Below are 26038 nucleotides of genomic sequence, written 5' to 3' on the forward strand. Positions count from 1 at the left end.
GTCTGCAATGTCAGGTAAAATTTTAAGATCCGCAATGTTAACCGATAGGAATGGCCATGCAGGAAATTCTGGTGCTCTACTACAGCCAGCACGGCGCCACGCGCGAGCTGGCACGCCTGATTGCCCGCGGCATCGATAGTGTGGAAGGCTGCCGCGCCCGCCTGCGCACCGTGCCCAAGGTGTCCACCGTGTGCGAAGCCACCGCCCCGGCGGTGCCGGACAGCGGCGCACCGTACGTGGAGGCGCAAGACCTGGCCGAATGCAGCGGCCTGGCACTGGGTAGCCCCACCCGCTTCGGCAATATGGCCGCTGCGATGAAATACTTTCTGGACGGCACCGCGCCGCAGTGGATGCAGGGCACGCTGGCGGGCAAGCCGGCCTGCGTGTTCACCAGCAGCAGTACCCAGCACGGCGGCCAGGAAAGCACGCTGCTGACCATGATGGTGCCGCTGCTGCACCACGGCATGCTGCTGGTAGGGCTGCCGTACAGCGAGCCGGCGCTCAGCCACACCACCACCGGCGGCAGCCCCTACGGCGTGACCCACGTGGGCGGCAGCAACAACGCGCCGATCAGCGAGGATGAAAAGAAGCTGGCCATCGCCCAAGGCAAACGCCTGGCCGAGATGGCGAAAAGGTTGGCCGCGTAAACCTGCCGCTAACCTGCGCGAGCCGGGCGCTGCGTGCCCGGCTTGGCCAGCGCGCCGCGCACCTCGAAACGCACCCGCTCCACCACCTTGCCGCGGCCGTCGCGCAGTTCCAGCACGTGGCGGCCCGGCCACGGGAACCACGGCAGGCGCTCGCCGCGCCCCAGCAGGCGGCCGTCCAGCCACCACTGCGCCGCCGCCACGCCGCGCGCCTGCAGCAACAGGCGCTGGTTGGCTGGCGGCACGTCCGGGTCCACCGCGTAAATGCTGCCGCCCAGCGGCGACACGATGCCCGGCGGCTGCGCGCTGCCACGCCGCTGGCCGGTAATCAGCGTGCGCTCGGTGCCAGCCAAAAAGTACTCCTGCCGTGCGGCTTCTTCGCCGCCGGCGTAGCGCACGCGGCGCTGGCTCACCCCGGCCGGCGGCGTGGGCGGTAGCGATGGCCGGCCGCGCTGCAACCAGTCCATGACCCCCTGCCACACCGGCGCCGCCCCGTGCATGCCGGACACATCCCACATCGGTTCGCCGCTGGCGTTGCCCACCCACACCGCCACCGTGTAGTGGCGGCTGTAGCCGATGGCCCAGTTGTCGCGCATGTCCTTGCTGGTGCCGGTTTTCACCGCGCTCCAGTAGCGGGTGGACAGCACGCTTTCCAGCCCGAAGGTGCGCGCCCGCGCGCTGCGGTCGGCCAGCATGTCGCTGACGATGAAGCTGGACGCAGCGTCCAGCTGGCGTTGCAGCGTGGCCGGCGGCTGCGCCAGCGTCCAGCGCGGCGCGCTGTACTGCCCGCCTTGCGCCAGCGCGCGGTAGGCGTTGGCCAGCTCGATCAGCCGCACGTCGGCCGCGCCCAGCGCCAGGCTGTAGCCGTAGTAGTCGCCGTCCTGCTGCAGGCTGTGCAGCCCCAGCGCGTACAGGCGGTCGCGCAGCGCAGTGGGGCCGACCATGGTGATGGTGCGCACGGCAGGGATGTTGAGCGAAGCGCCCAGCGCGCTGCGCACCGACACCGGGCCCTTGAAGTCGCGCGCGTAGTTTTGCGGCGCGTACAGGCCGGCGGCGGTTTGCAGGTCCAGCGGGCTGTCGTCCAGCAGGCTGGCCGCGGTCAGGTAATGCTGCTGCAGCGCCAGCTGGTACAGGAAAGGCTTCAGCGTGGAGCCGGCCTGGCGCAAGGCGGTAACGCCGTCCACGTTGGCCGCCGCCGACAAGGCCCCGCTGGAGCCCACCCAGGCCAGGATGTCGCCGCTGGCGTTGTCCAGCACCAGCAAGGCGCCGTCCTGCACATTGCGCTGGCGCAGCGCCAGCAGGTGGCGCTGCAGCAAGGCGCTGGCGTAGCGCTGCAAGGCCGCATCCAGCGTGCTGCGCAGCACGCTGCCAGCTGCCTGTGGCTGCTGTTGCAATAGTTTTTGTGCGAAGTGCGGCGCCAGCTGCGCCTGTGCGTCCACCACCGGCAGCCGGCGCGCCAGCGCCTGGCGGGTCTGGATGCTGGCGCGGTCGCAATCGCGCTGCAGCGTGGCGTCCAGTGGCGGCGGGCGGCGCTGCTGGCGGGCAGTGTCCAGCGCCATGTCGCGCAGGATGCCGCAGGCGCGGGCGGCTACCCGCTCCGGCCCGGCGTTGGGACCGCGCAGCAGGGCCACGATGATGGCCGATTCCTGCCGGTTCAGCCCCTGCGGCCACTTGCCGAACAGCGCGCGCGATACCGCCGGCAGCCCCACCAGCTCGCCGCGAAAGCTCACCAGGTTCAGGTAGGCCTCCAGAATCTCGTCCTTGCGCCACTGTTTTTCCAGCGCGCTGGCCGACCAGGTCTGGCCCAGCTTCTGCCACAGGCTGCGCCCGCCGCTGCCGGCTTTCAGATCGGCGTCCAGCAAGCCGGCCAGCTGCATGGTGAGGGTGGACGCGCCACGGGTGCGGCTGTGCCACAGGTTGCCCCAGGCCGCCGCCGCCACGCCGGACCAGTCCACGCCGCTGTGCTGGTAAAAGCGGCGGTCTTCCGACAGCAGCAGCGCGTAACGCAGCGGCGCCGAGGTGTCGGCCAGCCGCAGCCAGTCCAGCCGCAGCGCGCGTTTGTCCTGCCGTACGCGCTGCAGCGGCGTGCCGTGGCGGTCCAGCACGATCACGTCCGACGGCCGCCACGCGGCGCGTACCTCGGCAAAGCCGGGGTTGGCCGCCACCGGCTGGGCGGCGGCCAACCCTGCCAGCCACAGCCCGATCGCCGCCTTAGCGCGCACCGGCCACCTCGAACGGCGCATTGGCCAGCATGCCGTACACGCCCGGCGCGTACATCGCCTCGACCCGCGTCGGCGGCAGCTGGAAGCGGCCTGGGGTGTTCAGCCGTACCGTATATTCCACCGTCAGCGCGCCGCGCGGCAGGTAGCGGTAGTAGGCGCGGTAGTTGCCCGGCAGGCGCTCGATATAGTCGGCCCAGCCGTTGCCGCGCTCGCGCGCCTGTGCCACGGCGATGGCCGAATCGTTACCCAGCCCGCTGCCCAGAATGCTGGCACCGGCTGGCACCGGGTCGTCCACCACCACCCAGCCCATGTCGGCCTGGGCGTCGATCTGCAGCGTCACCTTCATCACGTCGCCGGGTCGGTATTCGCCGGACACCTGCTGGCTGACCGGCGTCAGCGTCTTGCTGATGCGGTAGCCGGCGCTACGCTCGCCGCTGAACTTCACCGCGGCCAACGCTTCCACCGTGGCCCACGGCGCGCCGCTGCCCTCGTGCGTCAGCGTCAGCGTGCCCTTGCCGCCCGCAGGCCACGGCAATAGCGGCAAACGCTGCGGGGTATCGGTGGGGCTGAGGCTGGCCTGACGCCCGCCCAGCGTCACGCTGCTGCTGCCGCTGACCGGCACGCTTTCGTACTGGCGCGAGAACTGCGCCACCGCCAGGCTGCCCCACAGGTTGGCCGTGGTGCCCTGCCAGTGGCCGCGCTGCTGGCGCGCCAACAGGCCGGTGAGCAGGCGCGGTACGTCGGCCTGCCAGTCCGGCAGCGTGCTGGCCAGCAGCAGCAGGCGGGCAGCGTTCTGGTTGGCGCTACCCATCAGCCACCAGGCGTTGTCGTCGGCCTCGCTGCTGAACACCAGCCGCGTGCCCTGGTAGCTGAGGCGGCTGCGCAGCAGCTGGCCGGCCTGCGCCATGGCGGCGGCACGGTTGGCCGCCGCCGGCGTGCGCTGCAGCAGCTCCAGCCAGTCGATCAGCATGGCGGTGCTGTAGCGCTGGGTCTGGCCGTCCAGCACCTCCAGCATGGCCGGCTGCAGTTTGCCGTGGCGCGCCAATGCCAGCATAGCCGATAGCAGCCGCGCGTCGCGATGCTGGCTGGCCAGCGGCAGCGGGCGCTGCAAACGGCCTTCCACAAAGGCGGCCAGGCCGGCCAGCATGCGCTGGCGCGGGCCTTCCGGCAGCGCTTGCCCGGCCTGATGGCTCACTTGCAGCAAGTAGGCAGTCAGCACGTCGCTGCCCCACGGCCCGCTGCCTTCCGACAGCGGGAAGTACGCGGCCAGGCCGTCGCTATCGAGGTATAGCGGCAGCTCCTTGCCCAGCGCATCCCACTGCGCGGCATTGGCGGTGCCCAGCGCGCGCGACGCGCGTTGCTCCAGGCAGCTGTACGGGTATTGCTCGAACCAGCGCTGCACCCCCGGCAGGCTGCTGCCCAGGCGCGATTGCAGGCTCACACTGACCCCGCCGCGCCCCGGCAAGGCGCCGGTCGGCAGGCCCACCGGCAGCGTTTGCGCCGCGTCCAGCCGCAGCAGCGTGGCCTGCTCTACCGTCACCGGTACCGCCGGCGCCACCTGCTGGCGGAAGGCCAGCCGGTCGCTGCCCTTGCCGGCCACCGCCTGCGCGCTGATCACCCAGTCCAGCGTGTCGATACCGGCCGGTACCGTGAACGGCCAGCGCAGTTCGCGTGCTTCGCCCGCTGGCAGGCTGATGCGCTGCGGCGGCAGCTTCTGGCTACCGGCGCTGGCGGCCACGTCCAGTGTCAGCGCCTTGTCGCTGCCGTTGCGCACGGTAACAGTGGCGGCCAGCTGGTCGCCCTCGCGCACCAGCGCCGGCAGGCCGTTGCTGATCTGCACGTCCTGCACCACCTCCACGTCGGCCTGGCCGGTGCCGAAGAAATGGCTGCCCACCTCGGCCACCGCCACCAGGCGGAAGCGGGTCAGCGCGTCGTTCAGCGGCACGTTAAGGTTGGCCGCGCCGTTGGCGTCCAGCACCACCGACGGCCGCCACAGCAGCAGCGTATCCAGCAGCTCGCGCGTGGGCGCCTGGCCGCCACCGCCGCCCGGCGGCAGCGCCTTGCGGCCGTAGTGGCGCTTGCCGACTACCTCCAGCTGCGCGGTGGCGGTGTCCACGCCGTAGCTGCGGCGCTGGTACATGGCCTCCATCAGCTGCCAGCTGTTATTCGGTTGCAGGCGCAGCAGCGCTTCGTCCACCGCGGCAAACGCCACCTCGCTACCGGCAGGCGCCGGCTTGCCGTCCGGCATGCGTACCTGGATGCGCACCGGCACCGTTTCGCGGATGCCGTAACGGGTGCGCTGCGGCGTCACCGTTACCTGCAGCCGGCGCGCCTTGTCGCCAACCTCGATCTCGGCCACGCCGTATTTGAACGCCGGCCGCGACAGGTCCACCATGCTGGACGGCGGCGTGTAGTCGCTGCCTTCGTGCCAGTAGGCGTCCCACCACTCCACCGGCGTTTTCCAGCCCCAGGTAAAGAACGAGTACCACGGCACGTCGCGCACGCGGCCGCGCACCGCCAGCACCGACACGTACACGTTCGGCCCCCAGCCCTCGCCCACTTTCAGTTCGACCACCGGCGACTTGCCTTCCAGCTGCAGCACGCGGGTGTCGATGATGCCTTCGCGCTCGATGGCCAGCCACACGGTGGCCTTGCGGAACGGCATGCGCACCTGGAAGCGCGCGGTATCGCCGGGGTTGTAGCTGCGCTGCTCCGGCAGCAGGTCGATGCGGTCGTTGTCGGCCACGTCGAACCACACCTCGTCGTGACGGCTGACCCACACCTGCTGCGCCGCGCGCGCGGTATGGCCCTTGTCGTCGTCGACTTCGGCAATCACCTCCAGATTGCCTTCTTCCTTGGGCGACAGCTCGCAGATCAGCAGGCCGCTGGCGTCGGTGGTGCCGCTGCACAGCTTGCCCTCGTCGCTGCGCTCGTGCGTGTGCTCCCAGGCGTAAAAACCGCCCACCAGCCGTTTGCGGCTAGACAGGTAATGGTGGCTGGCCAGGCGCAGCGTAACCTTACGGCCAACTTGCGGCTTGCCCAGCGTGTCCAGCACCACGGTTTTGACACTCAGCGTGCGGCCCACCGAGACCCAGTCGTCCACCGCCACCCCCACCTGCAGCGCCGCCGGCCACAGCGGCACCATGCGCGACAGGGTCTGCGTTTCGCCGGACGGGTCGCGCAGGCTGGCTTCGGCCAGCAGCCAGTACGGGCGGTCCAGCGCCGGCAGTTTGTCGATGGCCAGCTTGCCGTTGCCATTGCCGTCCAGCTGCAGCGGGGCTTTGTCCAGCACCACTTTGCCATCCAGCTTGTTGCGCTCGGCTTCGTCCTCGTCGCCGCCCTGCGGCGGGTTGAAGCTGAAACCGTCGTAGCCACGCGGCTGCTCGTAGCGCGCTTGCAGCATGGCGCTCACTTGCAGCGGCCAGTTGCGCGCCGCGCCGCCGTTGCCCCAGGCCAGGTTGACGCTAAGCGGTAGCCGCTCGGCAGCAATGCCGGCGCCGGCCGGGTAGCCGATGCGCCCGCTCATCACCGGCAGGCGGAACGCCTCCACGCGGAAGTTGCCGCTGTACAGCTCGTAGCCGTCCAGCGCCAGCGATGCGGCTTGATGGTCGCCGCTACTGCGGCTGCCCTTGCGTAGCAGGTAGATGCTGTATTCGCCCAGCTTGGCGGCCTTGGGCAGGGTGAAGCTGGTCTCGGCGTAGCGGCCACGGCGCCATTGCAGCGGCAGCACGAACTCGTCGTCGCTGGCGTCGTGCCTGATGCGCACGCTTTGCGGCAGCTCGCCGGCTTTCAGCAGCGCCAGGCCGCGGCTGTTCTGCACCCGCAGCAGGTGCTTCATCGATACCGTCTCGCCGGCACGCAGCAGGCTGCGGTCCAGAATGCTGTGCGCCACCACCGACGGCTGCTCGCCGCTGCTGGTGGGGAACGGGAAGCGCCAGCTTTCGATGCCACGGTTCCAGCCGCTCCGCACAAAAGACACGTCCTCGCTGCCGTCGGCCAGTTTCAGGCGCGCGGTAACAAACAGGCCGTCCAGGCTTTCCGGCCCGTCGCACTGGGCTTCCGGCAGCGGCTTGGCGATGCGCGCCACGCCGTCCTTGCCAGTGCGGCCCTGCCACAGCAGCGTTTCGCGGCAGTCGTAGACGCTGACCAGCGCGTCGGCTTGCGGCACGGCGCGGTCCAGCGAGGTGACCCACACCGCGGCGTTTTCCGGCGAGCGCTTCAGGTGTACCGCCAGATTAGTCACCAGCGCCGCGCTGCGCACGTACATCGGCGCCGCTTTGCCCAGCAAGGCGCGGCCCAGCAGCCGCGATTCGATTTCCACCACGTGCAGGCCACGTTGCGGCAGCGGAATGCCCACCACCTCGAACGGCCAGCGCCCTTTGGCGTCCGGCTGCGCCGGCAGCGACAGCTTGTGCGCCTGCGGCAGTTTTCTCAGCAGCGACAGGCGGCGGCTTTCCACCTCCTTGCCCTGGCCTTGCGGCAGCGTGCTTTCGTGGTAGCGCAGCACCTTGCCCAGCCAGCGCATCATGTTGCGGTCGTCGCGCGCCAGCACGCCCTGCCCGCTCAGCGACACGCTGCGCAGCGGCAGCGCGGCTTCCACGCCGCGCAGCGTCACCGGCAGGCTGGCGTCACTGCCGGCTTCGATAATGCCGAACGGCGCGGCGGCAAACTTGGCCAGCGGCGGAAAATCGCCAATGCGCACGGCCAGCGGAAACTTGGCGGCGTTCACCAGCTTGCGGCCAACCTCATCCACCAGGCCGTCGGGCAACTGCAGCTGCAGCGTCTGCTGCGGGGTAAACGGCGGCTTGAACTGGATGCTGTCTACCGGCTCGCCGCGCTGGCCGTCCAGCTGCGGCGTACGGGCCTTGGCCTCGCCCTCGCCTTGCAGGCGGATGGCGGCGGCCTGCGCCGCCGGCACCGGCGAACTGAACACCAGGCTGATCGGTTTGAACGGGATGCAGGCTCCGCGTGTGTTTTCGCGGGTGCAGCTGAGGGTGGCGCTAAACGGCGGGCGCACGCGGAAATCCAGCCGCTCGGCCTCACCGGGGCGCGGGTTGTGCAGCGACACCTTGCTGTCGGCCGACAGGCGTTGGCCGCAACGCAGCGTCAGCACGCTGGCGGCGTCTTTTTCCAGCTTCAGGTGCTGCAGCAGGCGCTGACGCTCGGCGGCGGGCAGCGGCAGCAACGGCAGGCGCTCGGCCAGCGCCGAGCTCTGGCAGTACAAGCCGGGCAGGCTGCTGCGACGGGCGTTCAGGCGCAGCACGAAGGCCTGGTCTTCCTCGATGCGCTCGCCATCCTGCGGCCAACTCTGCACGATGCTGGGCGCGCCGGTGGCAAACTGGTAGCTGGCCGACGCCAGCGCCACGCCCTGCACATCTTTCAGCCCGCTCTTGAGGCTGAAGCGGCAGCGGGTGTCGGCGTCCGGCACCGTGCGCAGGTCCAGCACCCAGCTCTTGTCGTCCACCCAGTGGCCGCTGCCGTCCAGCCGGCAGTCCCACTGCAGCGGCGCGGCGGCCTGGCTGTCGCCCAAGCGCACCATCGGGGTGCTGAAGCTGATGCGCACCTGTTGCGGCGCCTTCACCTCGCCTTGCGGGCTAAAGGTGGCCACGCTGGCGGCGTGGCTGAACAAGGGGGCCAGCAGCAGTACGCCGGCAAGCAGGGTTTTCATGATGGAGGCCCGGAAAATGCAGGCCGCCATTATCCCCGACATTCACCCGGCATGTGACATTTCGATAAGTAAAAGCCGGCTGGCGGGCAAGAAAATGCCTCACGCAGGCGCAATGCCAGTCAGCTAACGCTGACTGACGCTTTTTGGTTAAGGGATTTGTTGCGTTGAAGTAGCCTAGTGTGTCCGCTCTGCGGACGATGATTAGATGCCGGTTCCGCCCGGCAGACGGGAAAGGGGGCGGATTGCCGCCCCCTTTTCATTCCCCCGCAACCCGGGGCTGCTCGAAACCCCGTCCAAAACGGCACGCCCCAGGCGCCGCCGAACTCGCCCCTCGCTAACGGCTCGGGGCTCAAACAAATCGGCGTCTTAAAACCTGGGGCGCACCATTTTGACCGGCTCGCGCCAACGGGACAGGGTGCTTCACCAACGTACTACTCTTTGATAACCAAACACATTCGTCTAACTGACTGGGATTAGGCTGGCGGGCAAGAAAATGCCGCCCGTAGGCGGCATCGCGCTTTGTTTGCCTGCCCCAGGGCCGGCTAATCGTCCAGCGCTACCGGCCCCTTGGGTACGTCCAGCGCCTGCACGCGGGCTTTCAGCCGCGCCAGCATCAGCAGGCCTGGCAGCGCCGCGGCGGTGGAGAACAGGAAAAACGCCGGCCAGCCTATGCTTTCGGTCAGCACGCCGGACAGCGGCCCCACCCACACGCGGCCCACCGCGGCAAACGCCGACAGCAGCGCAAACTGGGTGGCGGTGAATTTCTGGTTGCACAGCGCCATCAGGAAGGCCACAAAAGCGGCGGTGCCCATGCCGCTGGACAGGTTTTCCACTGCCACGGCGAACAACAGCAGGTAGTCCACCTGGCTGCTGTCTTTCAGCGCCACGATCAGCCAGTCGAAAGCCGGTAGCGTAAAGCTGCCCCACGCGCCCTTGCCCGACACCGCCACCAGCCAGAAGCCCAGGTTGGACAGCAGCTGCAGCACCCCGAACGCCATCAGCGAACGGTACAAGCCCAGACGCAGCATCAGCGCGCCACCGGCCAGCGCGCCGACGATGGTGAGCCAGATGCCGATCACCTTGTTCACCACGCCGATCTCGGCCTGGGCAAAGCCGGCCCCCTTCAGCAGGAAGGTGGTGGTCAGCGCGCCGGCAAAGGCGTCGCCCAGCTTGTACAGGATGATCAGCGCCAGGAAAGCGCCGGCGGCTTCCATGCTGAAATAGTTGCCCAGCGAGCGGTTCAGCGTATCGAAGCGCGCCTTCTGCGCCGCCCACCACGCCAACGGCAGCGTGAAGGCCATGCCCAGCAGCAGCGACAGCAGGTCTATCCACTTCTTCTGGTTAGGGTTGCCTTTCTTGTCGCCTTTGTCCGCGGCCGGCTTGGCGGCCTCGGCAGCCTTGGCAACCACCGCGCTGGCGACCGGCGTCGCAGGCACAGGGTTGGCCGCAGGGCCTGCCGGCGCTTCGGCCACTGCCGGGTAGAACGGTGCCACCACACGTTCGGCCAGCGGCGCCGCCACGTGGGTGGTGAACTGGTAACCGATGACCACCGCCAGTAACACGGCGGCAAAGCCTTTCAGGTCGTTGCGCGCGTCGCTGACCGGCGCCACGTTGTCTTTGGGCACCGGCGGCACCAGCAGCAGCGAGATGACGGCGGCGGCCAGCATGATGGCGGCCATCACCTGATAGACGGTGCCCCAGCTCCAGCCGTTGCCGTTGAGCGGATCGGCCCACACCATGGCGATACCGCCGGACAGCACCATGGCCAAACGGTAGCCGAACACACCCAGCGACGACGCCAGGCCGCGCTCGGCCGGCTGCACCACGTCGGTACGGTAGGCGTCGATCACCACGTCCTGCGAGGCGGACAGGAAAGACAGCAGCACCGCCAGCAAAGCAAAACCCTGCACGTCGCGGGCCGGCTGCATGCCGGACATGGCCAGCAGCACGGCGGCCAAGCCCAGCTGGGTGAGCACCAGCCAGCCGCGACGGCGGCCAAGCCACGGCGGCTCGAAGCGGTCCATCAGCGGCGCCCACAAGAACTTGAAGGTATACGGCAAGCCCACCAGGCTCAGGAAACCGATGGTGGCCACGTCGATGCCGTCCAGCGTCAGCCACGCCTGCATGGCGGTGCCGGACAGCGCCAGTGGCAAGCCGCTGGCAAAACCCAGCACCCAGATCATCAGCATGCGCCACGCGCCCTGCTGCCGGATATCGCGCATCCGCGCCTCCCGTTTTTGTTGTTATCGATGAAAAATGGCGCCGAAGCGCCATGTCGGTTGCTGCCTAGCCGCGCGTGACGCGGTAAAACGCCAGACTGCCGCGCAGATTGGGCAGGAAGGTCACGCGGCGGCCGCCGGTCATCACCACCCGCTCCAGCACGCGCAGGCCGTTTTTGGCGCACAGCTCGTCAAAGTCGCCGAGCATACACCAGTGGATGTTGGGGGTGTTGTACCACTGGTAGGGCATGTCGTCGGACACCGGCATGCGGCCCTTGAGGATCTGCCAGCGGTTTTCCCAGTAACCGAAGTTGGGGAAGGTAACGATGGCTTCGCGGCCAACGCGCAGCATTTCCAGCAGAATCTGCTCGGTGTTGTGCATGGCCTGGATGGTTTGCGACAGCACCACGTGGTCGAAACGCTGGTCGGCAAACTCGGCCAGGCCCGCTTCCAAGTCGCCCTGGATGGCGTTGACGTTGGCCGCCACGCAGCGCACCACGTTGTTGACGTCGAAATCCACGCCGTAGGCGGATACCTGCTTGTGGGCCTGCAGCCAGGCCAGCAGGTCGCCCTCGCCGCAGCCCAGGTCGAGCACGCGGCTGCCGGGGCTGACCCAGTCGGCGATCAGTTGCAGGTCGGGGCGCAAGGCGGAAACGGGCTGGCTCATGCGGCAACCTCCACGGCAACGCGCTGCAGGTAGGCACGCATCAGGTTCATATACGGTTCGTCGGTCATCAGGAAGGCATCGTGGCCGTGTACGGATTCGATTTCGGCGTAGGACACGCGCTTGCCGGCGGCGATCAGCGCCTTCACCGTCTCGCGCGAGCGTTCCGGCGAGAAGCGCCAGTCGCTGGTGAAGCTGGCCACCAGGAAGTTGGCGGTGGCGCGCTGCAAGGCAGCCACCAGGTCGCCGCCGTAATCCTTGGCCGGGTCGAAGTAGTCCAGCGCCTTGGTCATCAGCAGGTAGGTATTGGCGTCGAAGTAGTCGGAAAACTTGTCGCCCTGGTAGCGCAGGTAGCTCTCGATCTCGAACTCGACGTCGTAGCCGAACTTGTACTCGCCGGAGCGCAGCATGCGGCCGAATTTCTCGCCCATGCCGTCGTCGGACAGATAGGTGATGTGGCCCAGCATGCGCGCCAGGCGCAGGCCGCGACGCGGGATGGTGCCCTGGGCGTAGAAGTCGCCGCCGCAAAAATCGGGGTCGGTGATGATGGCCTGGCGGGCCACGTCGTTGAAGGCGATGTTCTGCGCCGACAGCTTGGGCGCCGAGGCGATCACCAGCGCGTTGGCCACGCGGTCGGGGTAGTTGATGCTCCACTGCAGCGCCTGCATGCCGCCCAGGCTGCCGCCGATCACCGCCGCCCAGCGCTCCACGCCCAGACGGTCGGCCAGGCGCGCCTGCGCCGTGACCCAGTCGGGCACCGTTACCACCGGAAAGCGCGAGCCCCACGGCTGGCCGCTGGCCGGGTCGATGCTGGACGGGCCGGTACTGCCGTGGCAGCCGCCCAGGTTGTTGACGCCCACCACGAAAAAGCGGTTGGTATCGATGGGCTTGCCGGGACCGATCATGTTGTCCCACCAGCCGGCAGCTTTATCGTCGTCGCGATAACGGCCGGCGACGTGATGGTGGCCGGACAACGCGTGGCAGATCAGGATCGCATTGCTGCGCGCCGCGTTCAGCTCGCCATAGGTTTCAAACACCAGCTCGTAGCTGGGCAACACCGTACCGCCAGCGAGCGGCAGCGGCGTTTCGAACAGCGCGCGCTGTGCGCTGACAATACCGACAGAGGATGCATTACTGGACATGGTTGTCTCTTTGTTGGTCGGCCGGGGGCGGGTAGCGTGGCTACAGGCGGCCTTTGCGGCTCTGCCGCCCCGTGATCAAGGCTTCTGCTGGCAATGTGCCGATTATATAGGCAACGCCGGCTTGCGTACCTGTCCTGTCGCTGCGGATAATCGTGGCCTTCCTTTTACGGACCGCTCCCGATGATAGGTCGCCTGCTCCGCCTTGCCCTGCTGTGCCTGATATTGGTGATGGTGGTGCGCTGGCTGTTCAACCGCCAGCAGCGCGCCACGCTGCAGGATTTCTTTCATACCTTGGCCATTTCACTGGTAATCAGCTCGGTATTGTTCTTTGTGCTGTACATGGCGGGCGTCCATTTGTAAGAATCTTTTGCACGGGTAGCTGTCAGATCGGCCTCTCTGGCACGACTGACGTGCATGCCTACCCGGAGCCCGCCCCATGCTGATACGCCACCCATCCGATATCGCGCCGTCGGAGATTACCCCGCACAGCGTGTACCTCAACCGCCGCCAGTTCATGGCAGGCAGTGCCGGCTTGCTGCTGCCGGTGGCGTCCATCGCCGCCTTGCCGGCCAGCAAAAGCCCTTACTCCGCCAGCGACAAGCCCAATAGCCGGCAGGAGATCACCAGCTACAACAACTTTTACGAGTTCGGCACCGGCAAAGACGACCCCGCGCGCTATGCCGGCCGGCTGAAGACGCGACCGTGGTCGGTGGCCGTGGGCGGCGAGGCGGCCAAGCCGCGCAGCTTCAGCATCGAGGAGCTGCTGAAGTTTCCGCTGGAAGAACGCATCTACCGCCTGCGCTGTGTCGAAGGCTGGAGCATGGTGATTCCGTGGGTGGGCTTTCCGCTGGCCAGCCTGCTGAAGCAGGTAGGCCCGACCAGCCGCGCCAAGTACGTAGCCTTCGAAACCGCGCTGCGCCCTGGCGAGATGCCCGGCGTGGCGCGCCGCGTGCTGGACTGGCCGTACCGCGAAGGCCTGCGCATCGACGAAGCGATGCACCCGCTCACCATTCTGGCCGTGGGCCTGTACGGCGAGCTGCTGCCAGGCCAGAACGGCGCGCCGGTGCGGCTGGTGGTGCCGTGGAAGTACGGCTTCAAGAGCATCAAGTCGATCAGCCGCATCACACTGCTGGAAAAACAGCCGCCCACCAGCTGGAACATGGCGGCGCCAAACGAGTACGGCTTCTATTCCAATGTGAACCCGGCGGTAGACCACCCGCGCTGGAGCCAGGCCAGCGAGCGCCGCATCGGCGAGTTCCTGAGGCGCAAGACGCTGCCGTTCAACGGTTACGCCGACCAGGTAGCCGGCCTGTACCGCGGCATGGACCTGGTGAAAAACTTCTGATGCGGCCAACCTTGCTCCACAACCCTTCGGCGGCCACGGTTGGCCGCATCAAGGCGCTGCTGTTCGTGCAGTGCCTGCTGCCGCTGGCGGCCAGCCTGTGGCAAGCCTTGAGCGGCCAAGCGGTGAACCCGGTAGAAACGCTTACCCGCGACAGTGGTAGCTGGGCGTTGAACCTGCTGCTGGCCGGCCTCGCCATTACGCCGCTGCGTCGGCTGGGCGCGCCGGGCTGGCTGCTGCGACTGCGCCGCATGCTGGGGCTGTACGCCTTTTTCTACGCCAGCGTCCACCTGCTGATCTACCTGTGGCTGGACCAGCTGTTCGACTGGGCCGCCATCGTGCAAGACATCATCAAGCGCCCGTTCATCACCGTGGGCATGGCGGCGTTTGCGCTGCTGCTGCCGCTGGCCATCACCTCTACCGACGGCTGGCTGCGGCGGCTGCAGCGGCGCTGGGGCCAGCTGCACCGGCTGGTCTACCCGCTGGCGCTGCTGGCGGTGCTGCACTACCTGTGGCTGGTGAAGCGCGACCTGACCGAGCCGCTGCTGTACGCCGCCGTGCTGGCGGTGCTGCTGGGGCTGCGGCTGTGGTGGCGCTTGCGGCCAACCTCTGGGCCGCGGGTACAATAGCGCCCTGTCTTACCCTGCCCTATCGATAGCCATGTCCAAGGAAAAAGCCCCGGTCACCCAGGCGGTGCGCATGCTGCGCGAACACCAGGTGGCCTATACCGAGCATCTGTACAAATACGAAGAAAAAGGCGGCACCCGCGTGTCGGCGCGCGAGCTGGGCGTGGACGAGCACGCTGTGATCAAGACCCTGATCATGGAAGACGAGCAGCGCAAACCGCTGGTGGTGCTAATGCACGGCGACCGCGAAGTGGCCACCGGCATGCTGGCCAAGCAGATCGGCGCCAAGAAGATCACGCCGTGCGACCCGAAAACCGCCGACAAGCACAGCGGCTACCAGGTGGGCGGTACCAGCCCGTTCGGCACCAAGAGCAAGATGCCGGTGTACATGGAAGCTGGCATTGCCGAACTGGCCCGCATCTACATCAACGGCGGCAAGCGCGGCTTTCTGGTAGGCATGGCGCCGGCCGAGCTGCAGCGTGTGCTACAGCCGGTACTGGTGACGGCCAGCGCGTGATAAGCGGCTACACCGGCCGCTGGATGCGGCGGCGATAGGCGCTGCGCAGCACAAAGCCAGCCACCAGGAAGCCCAGCATGGTCAGCGCCAGGCTTTGCACGCTGCCCCACACCAGCGGTGAAATCACCCCGGCCAGCAGCGTGGAGAACATGGTCTGCACAAAGCCCTGCACCGACGACACCGTGCCACGCAGGTGCGGGAACTGGTCCATCAGCGTCAGCGTCATCGACGGCGCCGCCAGCGACATGCCGGTGGTGTACAGCGCCAGCGGCAGCACCGCCCACGGTACCGCCGGCGTGATCAGGAAGGCCTGCAGCAGGTTGGCCGCCGTGGCGGCAAACATCAGCGTGTAGCCGATATTGACGATGGTGCGGGTGTCGCGCCGCCCGGCCAGCTTGCCGGACAAAAACGCGCCGAACATGATGCCGGACACGATGGGGCCGAACATCCACAGGAAATCGTTATGGCCCAGCCCCAGGTGCTGCATGACGAACACCGGCGCCGACGGGATGTACACGAAGAAGCCGGCAAAATTGCACGATACCGCCAGCGCCAACAGCTGGAACTCGCGCTTGCGGCCAACCTCCAGGTAGTTGGCCAGCAACTGGCGCCAGGCAAACGGCGTGCGTGCCGCCGGGGCGTGGGTTTCCGGCATGGCGCGCCAGCACACGGCAAATACGGCCAGGCCCAGCAGCGCTAGAAACACGAAAATGGACCGCCAGCCCAGCGCCCCGAACAGCAAGCCCCCCACCAGCGGCGCCACCGCCGGCGACAGCGAAAACAGCATGGTGACCTGCGACATCATGCGTTGCGCGTCGTGACCGTGGAAGGTATCGCGGATGATGGCCCGCCCTACCACCAGGCCGGCGCCCCCGCACAAGCCTTGCATGGCGCGAAACAGCAGTAGCGTGCCCAGATTCGGCGCCAGCGCACAACCGATCGAGGCCACGGCAAAGGTCAGCGTGGACAACAAAATGACAGGCCGGCGGCCCACGGTATCGGAAATGGCGCCATGCCACAGCATCATCAGCGCATAGCAGAACAGGTAGATCGACAGCGTTTGCTGCATTTCGATGGGCGAGGCCCCCAGCGACTGGCCCATGTCGTGCATGGCCGGCAAGAAGGTGTCGATGGAAAACGGCCCCAGCGAGGCCAGTGCGGCCAACAGCAGCGCCAGTACGCCAAAGCGGCGGCCGGAAGAATCTGTCATGAGAAAACTACTTTCTGAAACACGAAACTGCGATATAAAAGTGACACTCTCGCAGCCTACGGAAAGCATCATGATTCGTTACTACCACAACCCGCGCTGCTCGAAATCCCGCGAAGGCCTGCAGCTGTTGCAACAGCACGGCGCCGAGCTGGACGTGATCGAGTACCTGAAAACCCCGCCCACTGCCGACGAGTTGGCCGCCATCATCGCCTTGCTGGGCGGTGACCCGCGCAGCATGATGCGCAAGAAGGAAGAGGAATACTCGGCCCTGCACCTGGACGATGTGACGCTGGAAGACAAGCACCTGATCCAGGCCATGCTGGCCCACCCCAAGCTGATCGAACGACCACTGGCCGTGACCGACGGCAAGGCAGCCATCGGCCGGCCGCCGGAAAACCTGCTGTCGCTATTATAGAGAAAGCAGGCCGCCCCACGCGGCGGCCACCAACAGCAAGACTACCTGCCCGGTACGCCGCCCGGCGTAAAACCCTGCCGCTTCAACAGGATAAACAACAATCCCCGGCTAGCCGGGGATTGTTCTTGCTGACTGATTTCTGTGTTTCCTGCCCGTCAGAACAGCTGGTCCTTCACGTTTTCTACTGCGTCTTGCACCGGCGCTGCCGGTTCCTCGGTGGCAGCGCCAGAGGCTTGTTCCTCTACACCACCGCCGCTACCCGGCACCGAACCACGGTTATTGATGCGAAGTTCGGGATTGGTGCGCTGGAATTCCTCAAGATAGTACTCGTCGTTACCGCGCAGGCCAGCACCCGGCTTCACCACGATACCTGGCGGCGGCGGCAATTCGACGTCCGGCACGCCCTTCAGCGCATTACTCATGTAATTGATCCAGATCGGCAGCGCTGCCGTGCCACCATAACCGTAGCGCCCCAAGCTGCGTGGCTTGTCAAAGCCCACCCAGGTAACGGCTACCAGATTGGGGTTGAAGCCGGCAAACCAGGCGTCACGGAAATCGTTGGTAGTACCGGTCTTGCCAGACAGATCGTTGCGGCCCAGCGTCATGGCACGATTGGCCGTGCCATAGCGCACCACATCCTTCAGCATATTACTGATGATGAAGGCATTGCGCGGGTCAATAGCCTGCGGGGCATTCTGGCCGGCAATCGCCGGCTGGGTGCGCGCCAGCACGCGACCGCTGGCATCCTCGATACGATCGATGAAATAGGCACGCGTACGGTAGCCACCATTGGCGAACACGGCATAGCCTTCGGCAATCTGCATCGGCGTGGCAGTGCCGGCACCCAGTGCCATGGTGAGGTAAGCCGGGATGCTCTTGCCGTCAAAACCGAAGCGCTGCACGTACTGCTGGCCAAAGTCGGTACCAACGGACATCAGGATACGGATGGACACCAGGTTCTTCGACAGCGCCAGTGCGCGGCGCATGGTGATCATGCCAGCGTAACGGCCATCATCGTTTTTCGGATCCCAGCTCTGGCCACCGATGGTTTGCGGATCAACGGTTACCGGCGCATCGTTGATCATGGTGGACGGCGTAAAGCCGCGGTCTAGCGCTGCCGAATAGACAAAGGGCTTGAAGGTGGAGCCCGGCTGGCGGATGGACTGCGTGACGTGGTTGAATGCGCTGCGGTTGAAATCAAAACCGCCAACCAGCGCACGGATGGCACCGGTGCGCGGGTCCAGCGCCACGAAAGCCCCCTCCACTTCCGGCATCTGGGTAATCTGCCAATTACCCTTGGCATCCTGCACCACGCGTACATGCGCCCCGGGGCGCAGACGCTGTGCCGGCGTTACCCGTTCGGACAAGGCAGAACGTGCAAAGCTGAGGCCATTACCGCTGATGGCCACCCGCTTGCCGCCACGCATGTATACGGTCACCTTGCTACTGCTGGCTGCCAACACGATGGCAGGCTGCAGGTTACCGCTATCGCGAACAGCAGCCAGCGCCTCGTCCAGAGACTCTTCCAGCTCTTCCGGCGCAATGGCATTCAGGTCGGTAAAGGCCTCGGGACCACGGTAAGCGTGACGACGGTCATAGTCCATCAAGCCGGCACGCAGCGAGTCGAATGCCCATTGCTGATGGCGGCTATCGAGCGTGGTATACACGCGATAGCCCTCGGTATAAGCCGCTTCCTTGTAACGGCCATACATGGCCTGGCGCACCATTTCGGCCATGTATTGCGCCGGCAGGCTGGCTTCCAGCGCCGGCTTCGCCAAGACGATGGGGGCTGCTTTGGCAGCTTCGTATTGCTCGGTGGTAATGAAATGCAGCTCGTGCATACGGCGCAACACATACAGTTGACGTAAGCGCGCACGCTCCGGGTTCACCACCGGGTTATAGCTGGACGGTGCCTTGGGCAGGCCAGCCAGCATCGCCATTTCCGCAATATCCAGATTTGCCAAGGGCTTACCATAATAGGCCTGCGCCGCAGCGGCAAAACCGTAAGCACGTTGGCCCAAATAGATTTGATTGATATACAGCTCTAAGATTTGGTCTTTCGATAAAGTATGCTCAATCTTGAATGCCAACAAAGCTTCATTGAATTTACGAGTGAAAGTGCGTTCACTCGATAAAAAGAAATTTTTTGCCACTTGCATAGTGATGGTGCTTGCACCGGAATGCGCGCGACCGGATACTATATTGCCTACGGCGGCGCGAAGAACGCCGAGGTAGTCGATACCACCGTGTTGATAAAAACGCTCGTCCTCAGCCGCCAGCAGCGCTTGCTTCATATGTTGCGGCACGTCCTGGATACGCGTGAACGAACGGCGCTCTTCGCCGAACTCGCCAATCAAGACGTTATCTGCCGAGTAAACGCGCAACGGCATCTTGGGACGGTAGTCGGTCAGGACATCCAGACTGGGCAGACGCGGGTAGGTAATCACCACAGCGATCAACACCAGGCCGGCCACGATAATGGCCAGACCGGCGATGAGACCGGCTGTAAGGGTAATAAAACGCTGGAGCATCTTGTTCTAGCCTATAAAAGTGATGGTGCATTATACCTGCAAGGTAGCACCACAAGACGATTAGCAACGCACAAGCCTGTGCCCGCACCAAGGAGGCTGGTTACCAGCGTGACGCCGGAGCCAAGATATGATGTCAGGAGAATCCAGACGTTTCGATAGAAATCGCCTTCAACAGCTATTCAGTAGCTGGCTCCCCTCCTCCCGCCATGCCATGCTGGGCCTGGATATCAGTGCCACTGCCATCAAAATGGTAGAACTGAGCCGCCACGGTCGCACGCCGCAACTCGAACGTTACGCCGTCGAGCCGCTGGCCAAAGACCTGATCACCGATGGCAACATCAACAATATGGACGAGGTGGCTGACGCCATCCGTCGCGCTTGGCACCGCATGGGCTCCCCCACTAAACGTGCGGCCATTGCCTTGCCTACCTCCATGGCCATCTACAAAAAGATTCTGGTACCCGCTGGTGCGCTAGGCGATGATCTGGAGCTGCAGGTGGAAAGCGAAGCCAACCAGTACATTCCGTTCCCGCTGGAAGAAGTAAACCTGGACTATCAGGTACTGGGGCCATCCAGCAACAGTGCCGACGATCTTGACGTCATGATCTGTGCTTCGCGCAAGGAGAAGGTAGAAGAGCGGGTGGCGGTGGCCGAGATGGCCGGGCTCAAGGTAGAGATCGTCGATATTGACGCCTTTGCCATGATGACCGCCTTCGAGCAGATCCAGCAGCAGTTGCCCGACCAGGGCATGAATCAGACCTTTGCCCTGTTCGATATCGGCGCCAGCAAGATCCACTGCTCGGTGATCCGTAACAACCAGCAACTGTACTACCGCGAACAGGTATTCGGTGGCATACAGCTGACGCGGGATATCCAGCGTCGCTATGGCTATACCTACGAAGAAGCCGAGGCCGGCAAGCGCAACATGACCCTGCCGGACGGTTATGAGGCCGAGCTGCTGTACCCGTTTGTCGATTCGCTGGCACAGGAAATCCAGCGCGCACTGCAGTTTTTCTATACAACGGTCAGCGTGTCGCAATACCTGCGTGTGGACTACATCCTGCTAGCCGGCGGTTGCAGCATGCTTTCCGGCCTGGACGACGCCATTCTCAATCGTACCCAGATCAGCACCATGATCGCCAACCCGTTTACCACCATGACCCAGGCCCCCGGCATCCAGTTGAAAGAACTGCTGCTGGACGCGCCATCGCTACTGGTAGCATGCGGTCTGGCCTTGCGGAGATTTGATTAAATGATCCGCATCAACCTGCTTCCGCACCGCGAACAGAAAAAGGCCGCACACCGGAAACGCTTCCAGACCTTATTGCTGGCTAGCGTACTGCTGGCGTTGGGCCTGACTTATTTTGCCCATATGATGCTGGAGGACGCCAAGGCAGCCCAACTGGCACGCAATCAACGCCTCGACGAAGAAATTGCCAAGATCAATGCCAAACTCAGCAATATCGAATCCCTACGGCAAAAAAAAGCCGAGCTGCTGGGCCGCAAGCAGTTGGTCGAGCGGCTGCAATACGACCGTACCCAGGCGGTATACATCTTTGACGAGCTGATCCGCCTGATGCCGGAAGGCGTTTACCTGAAAGACTTCCGCCAGACAGGCAGTAATGTCGCGCTGAGCGGCTTCGCCCTGTCCAGCGCCAGAGTCTCTCTGCTGATGCGCAGTCTGGCTGAATCCGGTACTTTCGCAGACCCGGTACTGATCGAAGTGAGTGCGGCCAACGTCGATAAGATCCGTGCCAACCAATTCAGCCTGAGCGTGGCGATCCGCAGCCAACAAACCGCACCAGCTGCGGAAGGAGCGCCGAAATGACCCTAGACGAGCTGCGCAACCTTGATTTCAAAGACATGCCCAACTGGCCGCTGCAGGGACAGTTGGCCGCCTTGTTTGGCATGGTAGTACTGATCCTGCTGGCTGCCTATTTCCTGGTTTTTTCAACAGTACAGGATGAAATAGAACAGGCCAGGTTGCAGGAAGAACAGCTACGACAGACCTATATCGACAAGAAACGCCAGGCCAGTAACCTGGCCGCATTGGAAAACCAGCTCAAGCAGATCGAAGTCTCGTTCGGCACCCTGCTCAAGCAGCTACCCAGCAAGTCGGAAATGGACGCGCTACTGACCGAAATTAACCAGGCGGGTATCGGTCGCGGTCTGCAATTCGAGCTGTTCCGCCCTGCCGCTGAAGTCAAAACCGATCAGATGGCAGAACTGCCTATCCAGATCCGTCTGACTGGCACCTACAACGAGTTGGCTGCTTTTGTAACAGACGTGTCCCAGCTGTCGCGCATCGTCACCATTGGCGACATCTCGCTGACACCGACCGACCCCAAAGGCAACCGTCTGGTCATGATGGCAACCGCCAAAACCTACCGCGCACTCGAAGCGGAAGAAAAAGTGGCCGCCCCCAAATGAGCACAATGACAACTTCAAGACTGCTACCCGTCATGCTGCTATGCCTGACTGGTTGCAGTTTCAGCCAACAGGACGATCTGGAACAATGGATGCAACAGGCCGGCAGTGGTCTGCATGGTCAAGTAGAGCCGTTGCCACAGATCGAGCCCTACAAGCCGTATCAGTATCGTGGCCAGGATCTCAGCCCGCCATTCGACACCAACCGGCTGCAACTGGCACGCAAGAGTGCCAGCGGCAACCTGCCCGATACCGGCCGCCCGCGGGAAATCCTGGAAAACTATGAACTGGACAAACTGAAACTGGTGGGCACCATGCAGCTGCAGCGCGAACGGGTCGGGCTGGTCCAGACCCCGGAGGGCGGCATCTATCGGGTTCGGGTGGGCAGTTTTGTCGGGCCGAATTACGGCATGGTGCGTGCCATCAGCGAAACCGAAATCAAACTGGAAGAAACTGTCGAGGATGTGAACGGCGAGTGGGTAAAACAGGAAAACAACCTCTACCTGCTTCAGGAACAAGGAAAAGCACCATGAAAACAATGACCCTGACGCAGCTCACCGTCGCGCTAGCCCTTGCAGGTATCAGCAATCTGGTCGCTGCGGCCAACGGTATTACTGCCATTGAACTGGTGAAAAATGCCCAGGAACAGCAGGTACTGGCCGTCACCTTCAATACCCCGCTCGGCAGCGCCCCAAACAGTTTTGCCATTTCCAATCCGCCACGGGTAGCGTTTGACTTTCCCGATACCAGAAACCTCACCGGTAAAAGCCAGCTGCCCTACGCAGCCAGCTTGCTCAATGCCGCGACACTGGTAGAAGGTCAAGGCAAGGCGCGCTTGGTACTCAATCTAAACAAATCGACTGCCTACACCAGCAAGGTGGAGGACAACAAACTGCTGATCACGCTGAATGCGCCTGGCAGTACTCCGCCAGCACAGTCGCCGGCAAGCCGGGCGCAAGAGACGCCTACCGAGATACTGCCGCCAGTGATCGCTGCAGCGCCAAACGCCACCGCACCAAATGGCGTGGTACAGAACGTGGACTTCCGCCGCGGCGATAACGGCGAGGCACGGGTACTGATCGACCTCAACAATGCCAATACGCCAGTAGAAATTCGCCGCGAAGGCAAAAATGTGATCATCGACCTGGCTGGCGTCAAAGTGCCACGTCACCTGGAACGCCGGCTGGACGTGGGCGACTTTGCTACCCCGGCTCGTCGGGTTGATGCCACCAATCAAGGCAACGGTAGCCGGGTGGTAGTCCAATCCGAAGGTGACTGGGCTTACTCCTCTTACCAGACCGACAAGCGGCTGGTGGTTGAAGTGCGCAAGATTTCTGCCGAGGAAGTAGAAGCAGCCCTGCAAGCGCAAGGCAAAGCCAGTTACAAGGGCGAAAAGCTGTCGCTGAATTTCCAGAACGTCGAGGTGCGCTCGCTGCTACAAGTCATCGCCGAATTTACCGGCATGAACATCATTACCAGTGACTCGGTGAACGGCACCCTGACGCTGCGCCTGAAAGACGTACCGTGGGATCAGGCGCTAGACCTGATCCTGGCACAGAAAAATCTGGAGAAACGCCAGATTGGTAATGTGGTACGCATCGCGCCACGCGAAGAGCTGCTGACCATCGAACGTCAGGCAGCAGAATCGCAAAAGCAGCGCGCGACCAGTGAGCCCATCATTACTGAAACCTTCCAGATCAAATACCGCGCCGCAGAGGAAATCCGCGAAGCGTTGAAAGACCTGGCGGGTTTCTACAGCGAAAGTACCACCAGCACCAATGGCGGTACCAGCAGTGGACAAACCACCCGCGCAGCCATACTGGTCGACCCACGTTCCAACAAGATCATCATCCGTGAGCGGGTCTCCGTCATCGAGGAAATCCGCAAGGTGATCCAGACGCTGGATACCCCGTTGCGCCAGGTGCTGATCGAGGCGCGTATTGTCGAGGCCAAGGACAACTTCCAGAAAGACCTGGGGGTACGCCTGCAGGTCACCAAAGTCGGCGGGGATACCTCGGTTGGCAACCTGTCCAACGGTGGCACTGTTCCTATCGGCCAGTTGCCATCCGGTGATGTCACCTTCAACCCGAATGTCAGCCTGCCCTCTTCATTAAGCGGCGCGTCGATTGCGGCCATCTTCAAGGGCGCCAGCAGCATCATCGGGCTTGAACTGTCTGCCATGCAGGCAGAAGACCGTGGCAAGGTCGTCTCCAGCCCGCGCATCCTGACCGCCGACCGCACCAAGGCTACCATCACCGAGGGTACCGAGATCCCATACCAGACCGTAGACGACAATGGCAAATCCTCCACGACCTTCAAAAAAGCTAACCTCAGCCTGTCGGTGACACCGCAAGTGACACCGGAAAACGATATCGTGCTGAAACTCAACATTACCAAAGACACGCCGAATACCAAGCTGAAAGTAGGTGAGAACCCTGCCATCGATAACAAGACGGTAGACACCGAAGTGCGAGTAGAAAATGGCGGTACGGTGGTGATCGGTGGCATCTACGTACAGGAACAGAACACGGTGGAGAACCGTGTGCCTTTGCTGGGTGACCTGCCGGTAGTCGGGGCGCTGTTCCGCAACAACTCCAATACCAGCAATCGTCGCGAACTGCTGGTTTTCATCACGCCGCGCATCGTGGAGAATGAGTTCATCTCCCGCTGAGCTAGCAGACATATCATGAAGTCATCCGATACAATGCCTGCCATGGAACTGGCAGGCAATTTTTTTCTGGTGGGCCTGATGGGCTCGGGCAAGACCACGGTTGGCCGCACGCTGGCAAAGCATACCGGCAAGACTTTCTATGACTCCGATCACGAGATCGAACGCCGCACCGGTGTTCGCATCACTACGATCTTCGACATCGAAGGTGAATACCGCTTTCGTGAGCGTGAACGCGATACCATCGCCGAGTTGTGCCAGATGCAGGGCATCGTTCTGGCCACCGGAGGTGGCGCCATCCTGGCACCGGAAAACCGCCAGGTGCTACGCAAGCACGGCACCGTCATTTACCTGCGCGCCCAAATAGACGACATCCTGGCGCGCACCCAGCACGACAAAAGCCGGCCACTGTTACAAACTGCCGACCCGCGCCAGAAGCTGGAAGAACTGTTTGCCATCCGCGACCCGCTGTATCGCGAAATTGCCGATATCACCATCGACACCTCCCACCAGAACGTCAACGTCCTGGTCCATCGTCTGGAACAGCGCCTGCTGTCCCTGCAAAGCCGACTCCCTGCCAAACCATGATTACGCTCAACCTGACCCTGCCCGACACCAGCTACCCCATCTACATCGGTGAGCACCTGTTATCGCAAGCCGAACTGCTGTTACCGCACCTGAAGCAAAAGAAGGTGATGATCGTCACCAATACCACGGTCGCTCCACTGTATCTGGAAACCTTGCGTCGTGGCCTGCAACAGCACGGCGTCAGCGTACTGAGCGTGACCCTGCCAGATGGCGAAGACTTCAAGACCTGGGAAACGCTGAACCTGATCTTTGATGCATTGCTGGCCAACAAATGCGAACGCAGTACGACACTGATTGCGCTGGGTGGTGGCGTCATCGGCGACATGGTGGGGTTTGCCGCCGCCAGCTACCAGCGGGGTGTGCCGTTCATTCAGGTTCCCACCACGCTGCTGTCGCAGGTGGACTCCTCGGTAGGCGGCAAAACCGCCATCAACCACCCGCTGGGCAAAAACATGATCGGCGCGTTCTACCAGCCCAAAGCGGTGCTGGCCGACATGACGCTGCTGGATACGCTGCCCGAGCGCGAGCTGTCGGCTGGCCTGGCGGAAGTCATCAAATACGGCCTGCTGGGCGATGCCGGTTTTATCGACTGGCTGGAACAGAATATGGGCGCGCTGCGCGCCAAGAACAAAACCGTACTGGCCGAGGCCGTACGCCGCTGCTGCGCCATGAAAGCCGACATCGTATCGCAAGACGAGCGTGAAAGCGGCATCCGCGCCCTGCTGAACCTGGGCCACACGTTTGGCCACGCCATCGAGGCCGGTCTGGGCTTTGGTACTTGGCTGCATGGTGAGGCAGTGGCTGCCGGCATGATGCTGGCAGCAGAAGCATCACGCCTGCTGGGACATATCAGTGAAGCGGAAGTTGGCCGCATAGAACGCCTACTGCAAGCCGCAGGCCTGCCCACCATCAGCCCCGACCTTGGCGAAGCTGCATGGCTGGAGTACATGAGTCATGACAAGAAAGTGAGCGAGGGCACCATTCGTTTTGTGCTGCTACAACAACTTGGCCATGCCATTGTCGCAACACTTCCCCAGTCGGTGCTTTCCGCCACGCTCAATAGCCGCTTCATTGCCCGATAGCCTATTGCGCCCACTACGAAATTCTACGGATAGGCAAAGCTGACAGCGAGCACGACAATGGCTGTACTCGATA

Annotated in this window: 20 protein-coding genes; 13 read left to right on the forward strand and 7 right to left on the reverse strand. The window is 63.9% G+C overall.

The features are described 5' to 3' along the window. The first annotated feature begins 56 nt into the window (after window positions 1-56). Window positions 57-647 carry an NAD(P)H:quinone oxidoreductase gene (gene wrbA / locus ACK4FZ_RS05815; protein WP_409818763.1) on the forward strand — a complete coding sequence of 197 codons (591 nt, stop codon included), beginning with the start codon at window positions 57-59 and terminating at the stop codon, window positions 645-647. An 8-nt stretch (window positions 648-655) separates the two neighbouring features. Here wrbA and pbpC read toward each other — a convergent pair whose 3' ends face one another. The 5 genes from pbpC to ACK4FZ_RS05840 form a co-directional block, all read right to left on the reverse strand. Next, window positions 656-2866, reverse strand: coding sequence for a penicillin-binding protein 1C (pbpC, locus tag ACK4FZ_RS05820; protein ID WP_409818765.1), 2211 nt, complete (start codon window positions 2864-2866; stop codon window positions 656-658). Next, window positions 2856-8534 (reverse strand): alpha-2-macroglobulin family protein, encoded by a 5679-nt coding sequence (locus ACK4FZ_RS05825; RefSeq protein ID WP_409818767.1) that lies wholly within the window; start codon window positions 8532-8534, stop codon window positions 2856-2858. Before ACK4FZ_RS05825 ends, pbpC begins: the two co-directional genes overlap by 11 nt. Before the next feature lie 542 nt (window positions 8535-9076). Beyond that, window positions 9077-10756 carry an AmpG family muropeptide MFS transporter gene (locus ACK4FZ_RS05830; RefSeq protein WP_409818769.1) on the reverse strand — a complete coding sequence of 560 codons (1680 nt, stop codon included), beginning with the start codon at window positions 10754-10756 and terminating at the stop codon, window positions 9077-9079. Between the two features lie 64 nt (window positions 10757-10820). After that, entirely contained in the window at window positions 10821-11420 is a 600-nt protein-coding gene (metW, locus tag ACK4FZ_RS05835) for a methionine biosynthesis protein MetW (protein ID WP_144372745.1), read from the reverse strand. After that, on the reverse strand, window positions 11417-12559 hold the full coding sequence (locus ACK4FZ_RS05840) for a homoserine O-acetyltransferase (RefSeq protein ID WP_409818771.1): 1143 nt from the start codon (window positions 12557-12559) through the stop codon (window positions 11417-11419). Before ACK4FZ_RS05840 ends, metW begins: the two co-directional genes overlap by 4 nt. Before the next feature lie 180 nt (window positions 12560-12739). Between ACK4FZ_RS05840 and ACK4FZ_RS05845 the strand changes: the two genes are divergently transcribed. The 4 genes from ACK4FZ_RS05845 to ybaK all read left to right on the forward strand — a co-directional run bounded on the left by ACK4FZ_RS05845 (window position 12740) and on the right by ybaK (window position 15044). Then, complete coding sequence (locus ACK4FZ_RS05845) at window positions 12740-12919, forward strand: protein MIGRI (protein WP_409818773.1); 180 nt, start codon at window positions 12740-12742, stop codon at window positions 12917-12919. Between the two features lie 76 nt (window positions 12920-12995). Beyond that, complete coding sequence (gene msrP / locus ACK4FZ_RS05850; protein ID WP_409818775.1) at window positions 12996-13904, forward strand: protein-methionine-sulfoxide reductase catalytic subunit MsrP; 909 nt, start codon at window positions 12996-12998, stop codon at window positions 13902-13904. Window positions 13905-13915: 11 nt separating this feature from the next. Then, entirely contained in the window at window positions 13916-14530 is a 615-nt protein-coding gene (locus tag ACK4FZ_RS05855) for a sulfite oxidase heme-binding subunit YedZ (protein WP_409818777.1), read from the forward strand. Between the two features lie 31 nt (window positions 14531-14561). Continuing rightward, complete coding sequence (ybaK, locus tag ACK4FZ_RS05860) at window positions 14562-15044, forward strand: Cys-tRNA(Pro) deacylase (RefSeq protein WP_409818779.1); 483 nt, start codon at window positions 14562-14564, stop codon at window positions 15042-15044. 7 nt (window positions 15045-15051) lie between these two features. Here the strand turns inward: ybaK and ACK4FZ_RS05865 are convergent, their stop codons facing one another. Then, entirely contained in the window at window positions 15052-16254 is a 1203-nt protein-coding gene (locus ACK4FZ_RS05865) for a multidrug effflux MFS transporter (protein ID WP_409818781.1), read from the reverse strand. Between the two features lie 70 nt (window positions 16255-16324). Here ACK4FZ_RS05865 and arsC point away from each other — a divergent pair, with 70 nt between their 5' ends. After that, on the forward strand, window positions 16325-16669 hold the full coding sequence (arsC, locus tag ACK4FZ_RS05870; RefSeq protein WP_409818784.1) for an arsenate reductase (glutaredoxin): 345 nt from the start codon (window positions 16325-16327) through the stop codon (window positions 16667-16669). 155 nt (window positions 16670-16824) lie between these two features. Here the strand turns inward: arsC and ACK4FZ_RS05875 are convergent, their stop codons facing one another. After that, the gene (locus tag ACK4FZ_RS05875; RefSeq protein WP_409818787.1) at window positions 16825-19200 is read right to left on the reverse strand and encodes a penicillin-binding protein 1A; all 2376 of its coding nucleotides are present in this window, start codon (window positions 19198-19200) and stop codon (window positions 16825-16827) included. Window positions 19201-19411: 211 nt separating this feature from the next. Here ACK4FZ_RS05875 and ACK4FZ_RS05880 point away from each other — a divergent pair, with 211 nt between their 5' ends. The 7 genes from ACK4FZ_RS05880 to aroB are packed head-to-tail and all read left to right on the forward strand — an operon-like array spanning window position 19412 to window position 25965. Then, the gene (locus tag ACK4FZ_RS05880; RefSeq protein WP_409818789.1) at window positions 19412-20452 is read left to right on the forward strand and encodes a pilus assembly protein PilM; all 1041 of its coding nucleotides are present in this window, start codon (window positions 19412-19414) and stop codon (window positions 20450-20452) included. Beyond that, window positions 20453-21028 (forward strand): PilN domain-containing protein, encoded by a 576-nt coding sequence (locus ACK4FZ_RS05885; RefSeq protein ID WP_409818791.1) that lies wholly within the window; start codon window positions 20453-20455, stop codon window positions 21026-21028. Then, window positions 21025-21630 (forward strand): type 4a pilus biogenesis protein PilO, encoded by a 606-nt coding sequence (locus ACK4FZ_RS05890; protein ID WP_409818793.1) that lies wholly within the window; start codon window positions 21025-21027, stop codon window positions 21628-21630. Before ACK4FZ_RS05885 ends, ACK4FZ_RS05890 begins: the two co-directional genes overlap by 4 nt. A gap of 32 nt (window positions 21631-21662) precedes the next feature. Further along, entirely contained in the window at window positions 21663-22160 is a 498-nt protein-coding gene (locus ACK4FZ_RS05895) for a pilus assembly protein PilP (protein WP_409818880.1), read from the forward strand. Then, on the forward strand, window positions 22157-24298 hold the full coding sequence (gene pilQ, locus ACK4FZ_RS05900; protein ID WP_409818795.1) for a type IV pilus secretin PilQ: 2142 nt from the start codon (window positions 22157-22159) through the stop codon (window positions 24296-24298). The genes ACK4FZ_RS05895 and pilQ overlap by 4 nt, the downstream gene beginning before the upstream one ends. A 33-nt stretch (window positions 24299-24331) precedes the next feature. After that, entirely contained in the window at window positions 24332-24883 is a 552-nt protein-coding gene (gene aroK / locus ACK4FZ_RS05905; protein WP_409818883.1) for a shikimate kinase AroK, read from the forward strand. Then, complete coding sequence (gene aroB, locus ACK4FZ_RS05910; RefSeq protein WP_409818797.1) at window positions 24880-25965, forward strand: 3-dehydroquinate synthase; 1086 nt, start codon at window positions 24880-24882, stop codon at window positions 25963-25965. Before aroK ends, aroB begins: the two co-directional genes overlap by 4 nt. Window positions 25966-26038: the final 73 nt, after the last annotated feature.

This window comes from Vogesella sp. (assembly GCF_046297735.1).
Lineage (GTDB): Bacteria > Pseudomonadota > Gammaproteobacteria > Burkholderiales > Chromobacteriaceae > Vogesella > Vogesella urethralis.